The organism is Priestia sp. VA7 (genome assembly GCF_055710015.1).
Map to the genome: position 1 here is coordinate 234,337 of NZ_JBVQPN010000005.1, position 14,062 is coordinate 248,398.

General features: G+C 38.6%; 14 protein-coding genes. 1 reads left to right on the forward strand and 13 read right to left on the reverse strand.

Annotated features, from left to right (window positions below; translation table 11 throughout):
- Positions 1–30: 30 nt before the first annotated feature.
- From AC0C45_RS23300 to AC0C45_RS23355, 12 genes are all read right to left on the reverse strand, one after another.
- Positions 31–1,071, reverse strand: coding sequence for an L-threonylcarbamoyladenylate synthase (locus AC0C45_RS23300; RefSeq protein ID WP_016765926.1), 1,041 nt, complete (start codon positions 1,069–1,071; stop codon positions 31–33).
- A gap of 191 nt (positions 1,072–1,262) precedes the next feature.
- Positions 1,263–1,709: a GNAT family N-acetyltransferase gene (locus AC0C45_RS23305; protein WP_472928880.1), complete on the reverse strand. Its 447-nt coding sequence runs from the start codon at positions 1,707–1,709 to the stop codon at positions 1,263–1,265.
- Between the two features lie 85 nt (positions 1,710–1,794).
- Positions 1,795–2,688, reverse strand: a complete 894-nt coding sequence (spoIIR, locus tag AC0C45_RS23310) for a stage II sporulation protein R (protein WP_257064009.1) — start codon at positions 2,686–2,688, stop codon at positions 1,795–1,797.
- A gap of 121 nt (positions 2,689–2,809) precedes the next feature.
- Positions 2,810–3,661 (reverse strand): peptide chain release factor N(5)-glutamine methyltransferase, encoded by an 852-nt coding sequence (prmC, locus tag AC0C45_RS23315; protein ID WP_095380194.1) that lies wholly within the window; start codon positions 3,659–3,661, stop codon positions 2,810–2,812.
- Complete coding sequence (prfA, locus tag AC0C45_RS23320; protein ID WP_013059820.1) at positions 3,661–4,728, reverse strand: peptide chain release factor 1; 1,068 nt, start codon at positions 4,726–4,728, stop codon at positions 3,661–3,663. The genes prmC and prfA overlap by 1 nt, the downstream gene beginning before the upstream one ends.
- Before the next feature lie 138 nt (positions 4,729–4,866).
- Positions 4,867–5,481 carry a thymidine kinase gene (locus AC0C45_RS23325; protein WP_226897604.1) on the reverse strand — a complete coding sequence of 205 codons (615 nt, stop codon included), beginning with the start codon at positions 5,479–5,481 and terminating at the stop codon, positions 4,867–4,869.
- A 204-nt stretch (positions 5,482–5,685) separates the two neighbouring features.
- Positions 5,686–5,886, reverse strand: coding sequence for a 50S ribosomal protein L31 (rpmE, locus tag AC0C45_RS23330; protein WP_013085477.1), 201 nt, complete (start codon positions 5,884–5,886; stop codon positions 5,686–5,688).
- Positions 5,887–6,040: 154 nt separating this feature from the next.
- Positions 6,041–7,315 carry a transcription termination factor Rho gene (gene rho / locus AC0C45_RS23335; protein WP_013059823.1) on the reverse strand — a complete coding sequence of 425 codons (1,275 nt, stop codon included), beginning with the start codon at positions 7,313–7,315 and terminating at the stop codon, positions 6,041–6,043.
- 525 nt (positions 7,316–7,840) lie between these two features.
- A complete protein-coding gene (locus AC0C45_RS23340; protein WP_013059824.1) occupies positions 7,841–9,127 on the reverse strand; it encodes a UDP-N-acetylglucosamine 1-carboxyvinyltransferase in 1,287 nt (428 codons plus the stop codon).
- A gap of 207 nt (positions 9,128–9,334) precedes the next feature.
- A complete protein-coding gene (gene fsa / locus AC0C45_RS23345) occupies positions 9,335–9,979 on the reverse strand; it encodes a fructose-6-phosphate aldolase (protein ID WP_013059825.1) in 645 nt (214 codons plus the stop codon).
- 137 nt (positions 9,980–10,116) lie between these two features.
- Complete coding sequence (locus AC0C45_RS23350) at positions 10,117–10,974, reverse strand: class II fructose-bisphosphate aldolase (RefSeq protein WP_013059826.1); 858 nt, start codon at positions 10,972–10,974, stop codon at positions 10,117–10,119.
- Positions 10,975–11,198: 224 nt separating this feature from the next.
- A complete protein-coding gene (locus AC0C45_RS23355; protein WP_095380192.1) occupies positions 11,199–11,573 on the reverse strand; it encodes a response regulator in 375 nt (124 codons plus the stop codon).
- A gap of 237 nt (positions 11,574–11,810) precedes the next feature.
- Between AC0C45_RS23355 and AC0C45_RS23360 the strand changes: the two genes are divergently transcribed.
- A complete protein-coding gene (locus tag AC0C45_RS23360; RefSeq protein WP_257064011.1) occupies positions 11,811–12,341 on the forward strand; it encodes a DUF2529 domain-containing protein in 531 nt (176 codons plus the stop codon).
- A 39-nt stretch (positions 12,342–12,380) separates the two neighbouring features.
- On the opposite strand, the gene AC0C45_RS23365 is transcribed toward AC0C45_RS23360, so the two are convergent.
- Complete coding sequence (locus tag AC0C45_RS23365) at positions 12,381–13,988, reverse strand: CTP synthase (RefSeq protein ID WP_034648257.1); 1,608 nt, start codon at positions 13,986–13,988, stop codon at positions 12,381–12,383.
- Positions 13,989–14,062 lie beyond the last annotated feature (74 nt).

Genomic DNA, 14,062 nt, shown 5'->3' on the forward strand with positions numbered 1-14,062 from the left:
GCACATTCGAAAAGGTTTAGAAGATGAATTTTATTGCTTAATCACGTGATGTCCTGCAGCTTTCATTAATCGGTTCATAACGGCATGACCGACTCCTTCTTCAGAAAAACTTTCACTAACGATAACATCTACGTCACACTCATTAAATGAACGAAGCGACTCGTATAAGTGGCTAGCAACCGTCTCTAAATTTGAACGAGATCCACATGTGATAACCGCATCCGCTTTATACGCATCTTCATGTTCAGATGTCGTTAATACCCCCACTCGCTTACCCTGATCTTTATAGCGATCGATAATAGATTGGAAAAAATCTGAACTGCCGTCAACAATGACAAGCGGTGCATCAGGTGCGTAATGCGTGTATTTCATACCTGGAGATTTTGGCGCTTCTTTATCACTTAGTAACGCTCGATCTACTTTTACGGGACCAATGACATTTTCCAACTCTTTCTGAGTAATGCCGCCCGGACGTAAAATAATAGGAATCTCTTCAGTACAATCAAGGACAGTCGACTCTACTCCTACCCCTGTTGCTCCTCCATCTACAACTCCGCTAATACGCCCTTCTAAATCATTCATCACATGATGAGCTAGAGTGGGACTTGGCTTACCGGAAAGGTTTGCACTAGGAGCTGCGATAGGCAAAGCCACTTTTTTTAATAATGCGAGGGCTACCGGATGTGATGGCATTCTCACTGCAATGCTGTTTAAACCAGCCGTAACCTTATCTGAAACTCGATCTTTTTTGGGCAATATTACTGTAAGGGGACCCGGCCAAAAAGCATCAATCACTTTCTCTGCTTTTGAAGGAATCGACTCTACAAATGTATGAAGCTGCTCTTTATCTCCAATATGAACAATAAGAGGGTTATCACTAGGACGTCCTTTCGCTGCAAAAATTTTATCCACAGCTTTATCCGATGTTGCATCTCCTCCTAGTCCATACACCGTCTCTGTAGGAAAAGCAACCACTTCGTGATTGCGCAGCAAATCTGCTGCTTCTTCTATCTGTGGATAAATATCTTTTTCGTTCGTAAAATTATCCACAACCCATAACTTAGTTTCCATCTTCTTCAACTCCTTTTTCTTTCTATATCTAGGTTTTTTTTACTTTAAAGTACAATATGTATCAAAGATAGTAAAATACCTGCATTCATTATATCAACAAACAAGCTTTATCCACAAAATGTGGATAAAGCTTATGTTTTTGTGAATAACATTGTGGATACCCAATCAAAATGATTTATCCACATTTTCTTTTAACTAGCTGCATAACACATCACATAGACATCCCGAGGGTTTGGTAACTTTTTTAAATAAGAATGTTCTTTTAACAACTCAGGCAGTGCACTGTAAGATGTTTGCTGAAAATTCATCATTTGAAAAAAATGTAGAGAAGATGCCTTATTTGTTAGTAAATATAGTTGCTTCACGCCATGCTTTTGAGCCAGCTGGACGATGCTTTTAAATAGCAGCAGAATATCAGATTGCATTAAAGAAGGAGACACGACAAGGGAGCGGAGAATTCCATCCATACCTTCTTTTTCAAACCCAACTGTTGCTAGCAGCTCGCCTTCTTCATTTTCCATTATGACAAATTGATGAATATGCTCTTCCACGCCAGCTGTGCTGATGCCCGCTTTTTGTAAGAACTGCTCAATTCGAATATAATCATTTTCACTAGCAATTTTTAATTGTTCTCTCATTTTAATCACCTCAACTTGTTTTCTAGTAACAAATCTATGAGATGATTAAAAAAAGTAGAACTGAATTTTATTTTTAATGATTCTATTAATTAAATACTGACGATACCCATTCTACTACAAAAAACTTAACTTCTACGGAATCTTCTTTTGATTTAGAATCAGCTTTTTTCTTAGATGAAACAGATTTTTCAGCTTCTTTACTTTCCTTTTTTTCAGCCTTAGCACTTGTTTCTTTTTTTACTGTGCTGCTTGTATCTTTTGCAATTACTTCTGTAGAAGATACTGTTGGTTGAGAAGGTTCCTCAGCTTTCTGCTCAATAGAATCCGATGTAATAGTTGCAGATTGAATTTCTGTTTTCACTGCGGGTTCTTTACTTTCAGCCGATTTGTCATCTGTTTTGTCTGCAGATTTTGATTCAGAAGCTGCTGGTTTCTCTTTTTCTTCCTTTGGCTCTTCTTCAGATGGCTCCGGCGCTTTTACCGCTTCCCCGTTTGAGAAATCTAAGAAGCATAAAGGAGGAAATAGTACGCACCACCAGTTTGCTCCCTCTCCTTTGCCAAGAGTAATAAGCACGGCTTCATACTCACCTGCTGGATACAAGAACTGACCGTACAACTTAGTAGGAAACTCTACTTTTCCGAATTTAACATGAACAGATTCATTTACGCCTTCTTCTTTTAGCACTTCTTTCGCAATTGTTTCAAGCGCCGGCAAATTTTCTTTAATTGTTTTTCGAGCTACAGTTACAGATGTTAAATTTTTTACCCATTCTGTGATTTGTTCGTTCACGCGGTCACGAATCAGACGTTTTACGTACTGGTCTTTTTCACCGTCGCTGTTTGCTAAAATGCGCAGTCGAATTGCCTCGTCTGGAATGACTGCAGGCTGATCTGCCTGCACTTGGTTATGTGTATATATAAGTTGAGCATTTGCTCCAATAATTAATAAAATAAAATAAATGATAGCATATTTCTTCATTTCGGCCACCGCCCTTTCATAGGAACAGTATGGCCGAAAGTAAGATATCTTAAACTAGTAATTTAGTAAAAAAATGCATGATTTTCAAAAATCAAAGGGAAAATCATTCCCTCTGATTTTTTTAGTTCTCGCGAAGTTGTGCAAAAACCATTCGATCTTTTCCATTAATATCATATACACATTCTACAAAAGCTGTCGGAAACGTTTTTTGCAGCATCTCAGCTACATCTTTTGTCTGTCCGGCCCCGACTTCAAATCCAATAATACTATTTGACTTCGTCACATATGGCAGCTCTTCCATGAAACGTCGATAAAAATCCAGGCCATCTTTTCCACCAAAAAGAGCTCGGTTTGGCTCATGATCTTTTACCACTGTGGACAACTCATCATCTGCTGGAATATAAGGCGGATTAGACACAATTACATCAAATTTCTGATTCGATAATAAAAATGGTTGTAATAGATCTCCCTGTATAAATATGACAGCAGCGTCCAGGTTTTGAGCATTTTCTTTAGCTACGCTTAAAGATTCTATAGCTATATCTGTTGCTGTAACTTCCACTCTGTCAAGCTCCAAAGCTAAAGTGATAGCAATTGCCCCACTTCCCGTTCCAATATCTAAAAGCTCAATAGGCTGGTGTTGAAATTCTTTTTTTATTCGAGAAATCATTCCGTATACCAGCTCTTCCGTTTCGGGTCTTGGAATTAATACATGTTCGTTTACAATAAATGAACGCCCGTAAAATTCTTCTGTCCCGATTAGATATTGTACAGGCATACCTGCTTTATGAGCATGGACATCTTGTTCAAATCTTTTTAGAATTTCTTCTTCTAGTTCTTCCTGCAGAGCACCTAGCAAATGAGTTCTCGTCATCTGCAAGTGATGGCGAAGCAAGAGTTCTCCCGCGTTTTCATCTCGCTTTGCCTCTTTCAAAAAAGAAGAAGCCCACTTAAGGGCTTCAAATACTTTCATTAGTTCGAATCTTCCATTCGGCGCGCTTGGTCTTCCATGACTAATGCATCGATAATTTCATCAAGCTTGCCTTCTAAGATTTGATCTAGCTTTTGAATCGTCAGACCAATACGGTGGTCCGTTACGCGATTTTGCGGGAAGTTATACGTACGGATACGCTCGGAGCGATCTCCAGATCCAACTGCTTGTTTGCGCGTTGCATCGTACTCTGCTTGTGCTTCTCGCTGGAACTTATCGTACACGCGAGCACGCAATACTTTCATTGCTTTTTCTTTATTTTTAATTTGAGACTTTTCATCTTGACATGATACCACTGTATTTGTTGGTAAATGCGTTAAACGAACGGCTGACATCGTCGTATTAACACTTTGGCCACCAGGTCCACTTGAAGCAAATGTATCTACACGGATGTCTTTTTCATGAATGTCCACTTCGACTTCTTCCGCTTCAGGAAGACATGCTACCGTCGCTGTAGATGTATGAATACGACCGCCTGATTCTGTTTCAGGAACTCGTTGAACACGGTGTGCACCGTTTTCAAATTTCATCTTTGAGTACGCACCTTTACCGTTAATCATAAAGATAATTTCTTTATAACCGCCTACTCCAGTAGTCGTTGCTTCCATTACTTCTGTTTTCCAGCCTTGGGATTCAGCAAAGCGCGAATACATGCGGTACAAATTAGCTGCGAATAATGCTGCTTCATCTCCACCAGCCGCTCCACGAACCTCCATGATTACGTTTTTATCATCGTTTGGATCTTTTGGAATTAATAAAATACGTAGCTTTTCAACTAGCTCTTCTTGCTGCGTTTCTAACTCGGCAATTTCTTCTTTTACCATGTCACGCATATCCGCATCAAGCTTATCTTCAAGCATCGTTTTCGCTTCTGATAACTGCTCTTTTACATCTTTGTATTCCTGATAAGCCGCTACCGTTTGTTGTATATCTGATTGTTCCTTCGAATATTCTCTCAACTTAGAGGGGTTGTTTACGATCTCAGGGTCACTCAGAAGTTCGTTTAACTTCTCATAGCGCGCCTCTACCGCTTCTAAACGATCAAACACGTCATTCACCTCATTCTTTATCCATAACATTGTAATTATAGTATAGCTTTAAAATAGAGTCAAAACCTTGTTAATACACGTATATGAACAAAAAAACAGAACTGCGCGTTCTGTTTTTATCATCATAAAATTCTTGCTTTATTTTTCGACCATTTCGCTTGAGTCCACAGACACCGCTTGTCCTTTAGACTTTTGCACAACGTGGCAATGACGACATCTTGGTTCGTACGATTCAGACGCACCGACTAAAATAATAGGGTCGTCATAAGAAGCAGGCTCACCGTTAATCAAACGCTGCGTACGGCTCGCAGGAGAGCCACATGAAGCGCACACAGCCTGTAGCTTTGTTACCGACTCTGCAATAGCCATTAACTGCGGCATTTGTCCAAAAGGTTCACCTTTGAAGTCTTGATCTAACCCCGCTACAATCACACGAAAGCCTTGATCCGCTAAAGATTGAACAATTTCTAAAATATCTGTGTCAAAAAACTGTACTTCATCTATCGCTACTACGTCTGTCTCTTCATCTACTCGCTTTAAAATATCGCGCGATGCCGAGATTGAATAAGCCATAACAGATGTACCGTTATGTGAAACAACCGCTTCTTCGCTATATCGATTATCGATTGCAGGCTTGAACACTTGTGCTTTTTGTTTAGCAAACTGCGTGCGGCGCACACGTCGAATTAACTCTTCTGATTTCCCTGAAAACATACTGCCACAAATTACTTCTATCCAACCGCTTTGTTTCATTACGTACACCACTGCGGGACTCTCCCTTCTTCTCGTTCCGTTTCTGAGCGAACCGCTACTAACTTAATCTACGTCTTCTATGTAGATCTTATTCCTATGATAAAGTACCCACTTTTTTATCAAGCAGACACTGTTTTTCTACTTTTATAAGCAAAAAAACAGGCAAGAAGTTAAGCTACTTGCCTGTTTGTTTCGACAATGTGATTATTTAAGACCGTATTTTTTGTTGAAGCGATCAACACGGCCACCAGCTTCAGCGAATTTTTGACGACCAGTGTAGAATGGGTGACATTCAGAACAAGTCTCAACGCGGATCTCTTCTTTTACAGAACCACTTTCAAATTCGTTTCCGCAAGTACATTTAACCATAACTGTTTTATAGTTTGGATGAATTCCTGTTTTCATTCGTTTCATCTCCTTCCGCCCTGAATCATTCTGAAACAGAGTTTATTGATAAAGATAGTGATGAAATAATAACTATTTCACTGTGTACTTTATCAACACACATGATGAAATTATAACAAGGGTTGTATGCTTTTGCAACCACATGTTTTATAACTTATCGTTTATTTGCTAGAAGCGTTTTTTTCTCTTCCGTTAACATCGAGAAGAATTCTTCATTTGTCTTTGTTTGACGTAAACGTTTTAAGAATTTTTCTGCAAAATCAGGAGCATCTGCCATTGATTTACGAATTGCCCATAAGTGGTCTAAATGCTCTTTTGGAATTAGCAGCTCTTCTTTACGTGTGCCTGAGCGACGAATGTCAATCGCAGGGAAGATACGTTTTTCAGCTAGTGAACGATCTAGATGCAGTTCCATGTTACCTGTACCTTTAAATTCTTCATAAATAACATCATCCATACGAGAGCCTGTATCAATTAAGGCTGTTGCTAGAATGGTTAAGCTGCCTCCATCTTCAATGTTACGAGCAGCTCCAAAGAATCGTTTTGGACGGTGAAAAGCAGCCGGGTCAATACCCCCTGATAGTGTACGACCGCTCGGTGGAATAACTAAGTTATAAGCACGAGCAAGTCTTGTGATGCTATCCATCAAAATGACAACATCTTTTTTGTGTTCGACTAATCTCATCGCACGTTCAAGTACAAGTTCCGCTACTTTAATGTGGTTTTCTGGCACTTCGTCAAATGTAGAACTGACAACATCACCGTCAACCGAACGCTCAATGTCCGTCACTTCCTCAGGACGCTCATCAATAAGAAGAACAATCAATTCTGCATCAGGATGATTCGTTGTAATGCTATTGGCAATTTCTTTTAACAGCATCGTTTTACCTGCTTTTGGCGGCGCAACAATTAGTCCCCTTTGCCCAAATCCAATTGGTGAAATCAAGTCAATAATACGCGTAGAGAAACTTCTTGGCTGAGTTTCTAGCAGCATTTGTTCATTTGGATAAATAGGCGTTAGCGCTGGAAAATGCACGCGATCTTTTGACGTTTCCGGATCTTCTCCGTTTACCGCTTCTACATGTAATAATCCGTAGTAACGCTCATTTTCTTTTGGAGGACGAACTTTCCCCGATACCTTGTCTCCATTACGCAGATCGAAGCGACGAATTTGTGAAGCTGAGATATAAATATCTTCTGAACTCGGTGAATAGTTAATTGGTCGTAGGAAACCGAATCCTTCTGACTGAATAATTTCAAGAACGCCTTCCATAAATAAAAGCCCATCTTGTTCAGCTTGAGCCTTTAAAATAGCAAAGACAAGTTCTTTTTTCGTTAATTTACTATAGTACGAAACTTTATACTCACGAGCATGTTCATACAGCTCTTTTAATTTCATATTTTCTAAACTGGATAATGTTAAGTTCATTAGGACACCACGCTTTATAATGAATAATTTTTAACCGTTCCTCCCATATTAAATTCAAATATAAAATTGAGAGATGATATGGATGGAATAAATCTGTGAAAATGGAGAATATAACCTTTGAAGTATAATAAGTAGAATCAATTGATTAACTATACACTTTTAGAAGAATAATTCCGACATAAAACCATTTATATTATCTTGATAAATTTAACGTAGCAATTTATATTCTAACCTTTTTCTATCTTTTTAATCAATCTTTTTTTACTTTAGAAGATGAATAAAAAAAAGGAAATTTAATAGCTTACGAGAAGCGAGGAAAACCTTTTCATAATTTCACATTAAAGGAAATAAACTGGACGTTAAAATAAGAAGTGAAATTTACCTTTTAGCTTCCCTTTTTATCTATTTACCCTATTCATAAATATATAAGCTACACAGAGATAGAAGAACGCTCCTACGCCTGTGTAGCTTATTAAAAAGCTCATTTCTAAACTTTGCTTTCATGACTGTGGCACCGATTTGCCTTTATGAATTTTGAAATTGCTCAATTTCCTCTTGAGTCATCTCTTCACGCCAAATCATTGCCCCTAAATCCGATAGCTTGTCTACTAAATGGCTGTAACCTCGGTCAATGTGCTCTAAACCCGTTACCTCTGTAATCCCTTTGGCCATTAAGCCAGCCGTTACGAGAGCTGCTCCTGCTCGTAAGTCCGACGCTTTCACACGTGCACCTTGTAAGTGAATGGGACCATTAATAATAGCAGAACGTCCTTCTACCTTAACAGATGCATTCATTCGTCTCAGCTCATCAATATGCTTAAACCTTGCACCGTAAATTGTATCTGTCACAACGCTTGTACCAGACGCTCTTGTTAGAAGCGTCGTAAATGGCTGCTGTAAATCAGTTGGAAAACCTGGATATACTAGCGTCTTAATATCTACGGGCTTCAATAGCTGACGAGTCGCTACAAGAATTTGATCTGAGCTTGTTTCGATATGAATACCCATTTCACGCATTTTAGCCGTTAATGACTCCAAATGCTGAGGGATAACGTTGTCCACAACAACTTCTTTTCCCATACTCGCTCCCATGATCATATACGTGCCTGCTTCAATTCGGTCTGGAATGATGGAATGACGGCATCCTTTTAATTGATCTACTCCATCAATTCGAATAACATCCGTACCTGCACCTTTAATACGGGCACCCATACTTGTCAGCAACGTAGCTACATCAATAATTTCAGGCTCTTTAGCAGCATTCTCAATAACGGTACGCCCTTTTGCTCTTACAGCAGCGAGCATAATATTGATTGTTGCTCCTACGCTAACAACGTCTAAATAAATTCGAGCACCAATCAGTTCCTCAGCTCGAATGTAAATGGCTCCTTGCTCATTTGTTACTTTAGCGCCAAGAGCTTCGAAGCCTTTAATGTGCTGATCGATTGGTCTAGGACCAAGGTAACAGCCTCCTGGAAGCCCAACTACCGCTTTTTTAAAGCGTCCCAACATCGCCCCCATTAAATAATAAGAAGCGCGTAATTTTTTTACTTTTCCGTTCGGTAAAGGCATTGCAACCATTCCGGATGGATCTACTGTTAATTCGTCGTTATCAATGGTTACTTTCCCACCAATTTCTTCAACTAAATCCCCTAATAACTGCACGTCTGAAATATCGGGCAGACCTTCAATTGTAACAGGTGACTCGGCTAAAATTGTTGCTGGAATAAGCGCAACGGCACTATTTTTAGCACCACTGACGCGGACGGATCCACTTAAGGTAAAGCCACCTTGTATTTTTAACTTTTCCATTTATAGCTCCCTTCTAGTGAAAGAAAGTTTCTCACCTAGTAATTGAGGAAAATTTTGGTACAAAGAATACCTAAAAGAATGGTTATTTTTCCTATTACCTACTAGTGTACACGAAAATGAAAAAATCATGTATAGTTTCGACAAGATAAAAGAAAAATATGGCATTCACCTGTCAGGATGGTAAACGCCACACAAATTTATACATGTTTAGACATTTCGTTTTTCCCAATCTGCCAAAAATTGGTCAATTCCTGCGTTTGTTAACGGATGTTTGAACAATTGCATTAAAACTTTGTAAGGAATTGTCGCAATATGTGCTCCATTTTTTGCAGCTTCTGTTACGTGCATCGGATGACGAATAGATGCTGCAATAATTTCTGATGGAATGTCATGAATCGCAAAAATATCTGCGATATCTGAGATTAAATCGAGACCATTAAAACCAATATCGTCTAATCTTCCTAAGAAAGGCGATACGTAAGTAGCACCTGCTCTTGCTGCCATTAACGCTTGGTTAGCTGAGAAAATAAGCGTAACGTTTGTCTTAATACCTAAACTAGTAAATTCTTTTACTGCTTTTAAGCCATCTGGAGTCATCGGTACCTTGATTGTGATATTCGGCGCAATCGCAGCAAGCTCTTTTCCTTCGCGAATCATGCCTTCTGCATCAAGCGCAATCACTTCTGCACTTACAGACCCTTCAACGAACTCTGTAATTTCACGAAGACGATCTTCAAACGTGATGTTCTCTTTAGCTACTAAACTAGGATTTGTTGTAACCCCCGCTAACAAACCCAATGAATGCGCTTCCTTAATTTCGTCTAAATTAGCCGTATCAATAAAAAACTTCATGAATGCCATCCCCCTGTGTTATGTATTCAGAATGATAAGAAAATTATAGTAAAAATAAAACCGCCTTACAATAAAAATAAGACGGTTTTATTTTTCAGAATCAACTAACTGCAAACAGGCAATCCGAAGATTTCAAATTATGCTTTGTTAGAAGAACCGAATTCACGCATTTTACCTTGAACCGTTTCTTTGATTGCTTCGCGAGCAGGTCCTAAGTATTTACGTGGATCATATTGTTCAGGTTGCGCAGCTAATACTTCACGAACAGCTTTAGCTGAAGCAATTTGGTTTTCAGTGTTTACGTTGATTTTAGCAGTACCTAAAGAAACTGATTTTTGGATATCTTTTGTTGGAATACCAGTTCCACCGTGTAAAACTAATGGTAAGCCTGTACGATCTCCGATTTCTTTCATTTCAGCAAAACCTAGGTTTGGTTCACCTTTGTATGGTCCGTGAACTGATCCTAATGCTGGAGCTAAGCAATCGATACCTGTACGGTTAACAAGTTCTTCACACTCGTTAGCATCTGCATAGATAACGCCTTCAGCAATAACGTCGTCTTCTTGTCCACCAACAGTTCCTAGTTCTGCTTCTACTGATACTCCGTGGAAGTGAGCTAGTTCAACTACTTTAGAAGTAATTGCAATGTTTTCTTCAAATGGATGGTGAGAAGCATCGATCATTACAGAAGTGAATCCAGCATGGATTGCTTTTGCACATGATTCAAAGCTTGAACCGTGGTCTAAGTGAATTGCAACTGGTACTTGAACGTCATAATCTTCGATTAGAGCTTCAACCATTGCTACAACAGTTTTGAAACCGCCCATGTAGCGTGCTGCACCTTCAGATACACCAAGAATAACTGGAGAGTTTTCTTCTTTTGCTGCTTGAAGAATAGCTTGAGTAAACTCTAAGTTATTTAAGTTAAATTGACCTACTGCATAGCCTTGTTCTTTTGCTGTAATAAGCATTTCTTTCATTGATACTAAAGGCATATTGAAATCCTCCTTAAAATCAACCTTAGATTAGATGCTAACCAAAAGGCACACTCAAATAGTATGCTCTTGAATTGAGTGTTTCATGTAGAAACAACGCGCATCTTTACATAATAGATTGTCGAATTATGAATACAGTAATTAGGATACCAACTAACAATGAAAACAGCAACATTTTTAGGCTGATATTCAAAATTTGTTAGGATGAAAACCCTACCAAAACCTTAATTCGACTTTACTGGTATATATTCCCTAACAACTTTTCGGATTTCATCAATATCAAACGGTTTTGCAAAGTGTGTTAATGCTCCTAAATCTTTTGCTTCTTGAATCATATCCAATTCACCATAAGCGGTCATAATAATGACTTTAATTGCTTCATCGTGCTGCTTTAACCTTTTTAAAATTTCAATTCCATCCATTCCTGGAATTTTCATATCTAATAAGACAAGATCCGGTGCTTGCTCTTTTGTAATATCAATCGCCTGGAAGCCGTTCGCCGCTTGAAATGTCGTATAGCCTTCTTTTTGCAGCACTTCCGTTAATAAAATACGTATACCATACTGATCATCAACAATTAAAATTTTCTCTGCCAATATAATCCCACCTTTTATATTCCTCTTCTACAGACAAAACTAACATATGTATTTCGCCTTTAAAACAAAAATCCCTGCTTATTAGAGAAATTGTTACAAAACATAGCTTTTTTTGTCATCCATCCAACTTCATTGCACTTTACTTTCATTGTAGCTCATTTCAAGATAGAATACAGATAGCTTTTTTCGTTATAATGTGTAGATAGACGGCTTTAGCCGCTTAAATCGAAGGGAGATTCTATGCTTAAAATTTTCACAACTCAACTTTCAGGTTTTTTTAAACGAATTGAAGAACAAGAAGAATTCCAATTTGAAGATGCAGCGCGTATTTTAGCACAGGCCTCTGTCGGAGAAGGATTTATCTATATTTATGGTGTAGAAGAAATGCACGCCATTACGCTTGAAGCACTAAGCAGTGCAGAACCTTTAAGTCAGGCAAAAGCTTTGCCTTTACATGAATTAGATCAGCTGACTAGCGTTGATCGCGTACTGCTTGTCTCTCGATTTTCAACAGATAATAAAGCAATGGAAATAGCTGAACGTTTAAAGAAACGGGATATTCCATTTGTTAGCATTGCGGCTGTTCCTAAAGAGATAGCCGAACCTTCTTTAGCAGCACTCGCAGATGCTCATATTGATACAAAATTGTTAAAGCCGCTTATTCCTGGAGAAGACGGCTCAAGATTTGGTTTTCCAGCAATGATGGTCGCTTTATACGCGTACTACGGTTTAACTTTCACACTAAAAGAAATCGTAGAAGAATATGAATAAAAAACACGCTGTCTAAAGACAGCGTGTTTTTTATTTCACTTATTTGTTTTGGCCTGACTCCATTGATGCGCGAATAAATTCTCTGAACAATGGTTGCGGTCTTGTTGGACGAGAAGTAAACTCTGGGTGGAATTGTGAAGCCAAGAACCATGGGTGGTCTTTTAGCTCTACAATTTCAATTAAACGGCCGTCTGGGCTTGTACCAGAGAAGATAAAGCCTTTCTCTTCCATTTGTTGACGGTATTCGTTATTAAATTCATAACGGTGACGATGACGCTCATATACCACTTCATCTTGATATGCTTCATATGCAAGCGTATCTTCAGACAATTTACAAGGGTATAGTCCTAAACGCAATGTACCGCCTAGGTCCTCTACGTCTTTTTGTTCTGGTAATAAGTCAATAATTGGATAATTTGTTCCAGGTGCAATTTCCGCTGAATGTGCGCCTTCTAAGCCTAATACATTACGCGCAAACTCAACTGATGCCAGCTGCATACCTAAGCAAATACCTAAGAATGGAACCTTTTGCTCACGTGCATATTGTGTTGCTACAATTTTACCTTCAATTCCACGATCACCAAATCCACCTGGAACTAAGATACCATCTACATCACCAAGTAAATCTTGAACATTTTCTTTTGTTACAAATTCAGAATTTACCCACTTGATGTTTACATCTGCATCGAATGCATATCCAGCATGTTTCATTGCTTCCACGACAGAAATATAAGCATCTTGAAGCTCTACATACTTACCAACCAATGCGATTTTTGTCGTATTTGAAAGTCCTTTTACTTTCTCAACCAATGCTTTCCACTCAGTCATTTCTGCTTCTTTGCAATCTAATTTCAAGTGATCGCATGTGATTTGATCTAAGTGCTGCTCTTGTAGAGATAGTGGAATTTCATATAATGTTTCAGCGTCTGCACACTCAATAACTGCTTTTGGATCAATGTCGCAGAATAAAGCTAGCTTATCTTTCATATCTTCAGAAATTGGCATTTCTGTACGAACAACGATTACGTTTGGCTGAATACCTAAGCTACGTAATTCTTTTACACTATGCTGTGTTGGTTTTGTTTTCATTTCACCAGCAGCTTTTAAATATGGCACAAGTGTACAGTGGATATACATAACATTGTCACGGCCAATATCACTTTTGATTTGACGAATAGCTTCTAGGAAAGGAAGTGATTCAATATCTCCTACCGTTCCGCCGATTTCAGTAATAACAACGTCCGCATTTGTTTCTTTACCTGCACGGAAAACGCGTTCTTTAATTTCATTTGTGATGTGCGGAATAACCTGAACTGTTCCGCCTAAATAATCACCGCGACGCTCTTTTTTCAATACTGTTGAATATACTTTACCTGTTGTTACGTTGCTGTAGCGATTTAAGTTGATATCGATAAAACGCTCATAGTGACCTAAGTCTAAGTCTGTTTCCGCGCCGTCATCCGTTACGAATACCTCACCGTGTTGGTATGGACTCATTGTTCCTGGGTCTACGTTAATATATGGATCAAACTTTTGAATCGTTACGTTCAACCCACGGTTTTTTAATAAACGGCCTAAAGAAGCTGCTGTAATCCCTTTTCCTAGAGATGATACAACACCGCCTGTTACGAAAATATACTTTGTCATCTATACTTCCCCCTCTAAATAATTTGAACTGTACAATATTAAAAGTTTTCACATAAACAATCACAATTCATTCA

Bases quoted from the DNA above. Each gene is read 5' to 3' on its own strand.
- fsa (WP_013059825.1), bottom strand. From the start codon at position 9,979: ATGAAGTTTTTTATTGATACGGCTAATTTAGACGAAATTAAGGAAGCG.
- rho (WP_013059823.1), bottom strand. From the start codon at position 7,315: ATGAACTTAACATTATCCAGTTTAGAAAATATGAAATTAAAAGAGCTG.
- AC0C45_RS23350 (WP_013059826.1), bottom strand. From the start codon at position 10,974: ATGCCTTTAGTATCAATGAAAGAAATGCTTATTACAGCAAAAGAACAA.
- AC0C45_RS23325 (WP_226897604.1), bottom strand. From the start codon at position 5,481: ATGAAACAAAGCGGTTGGATAGAAGTAATTTGTGGCAGTATGTTTTCA.
- AC0C45_RS23360 (WP_257064011.1), top strand. From the start codon at position 11,811: ATGCTTAAAATTTTCACAACTCAACTTTCAGGTTTTTTTAAACGAATT.
- AC0C45_RS23365 (WP_034648257.1), bottom strand. From the start codon at position 13,988: ATGACAAAGTATATTTTCGTAACAGGCGGTGTTGTATCATCTCTAGGA.
- AC0C45_RS23300 (WP_016765926.1), bottom strand. From the start codon at position 1,071: ATGGAAACTAAGTTATGGGTTGTGGATAATTTTACGAACGAAAAAGAT.
- AC0C45_RS23340 (WP_013059824.1), bottom strand. From the start codon at position 9,127: ATGGAAAAGTTAAAAATACAAGGTGGCTTTACCTTAAGTGGATCCGTC.
- AC0C45_RS23305 (WP_472928880.1), bottom strand. From the start codon at position 1,709: ATGAGAGAACAATTAAAAATTGCTAGTGAAAATGATTATATTCGAATT.
- spoIIR (WP_257064009.1), bottom strand. From the start codon at position 2,688: ATGAAGAAATATGCTATCATTTATTTTATTTTATTAATTATTGGAGCA.
- rpmE (WP_013085477.1), bottom strand. From the start codon at position 5,886: ATGAAAACAGGAATTCATCCAAACTATAAAACAGTTATGGTTAAATGT.
- prmC (WP_095380194.1), bottom strand. From the start codon at position 3,661: ATGAAAGTATTTGAAGCCCTTAAGTGGGCTTCTTCTTTTTTGAAAGAG.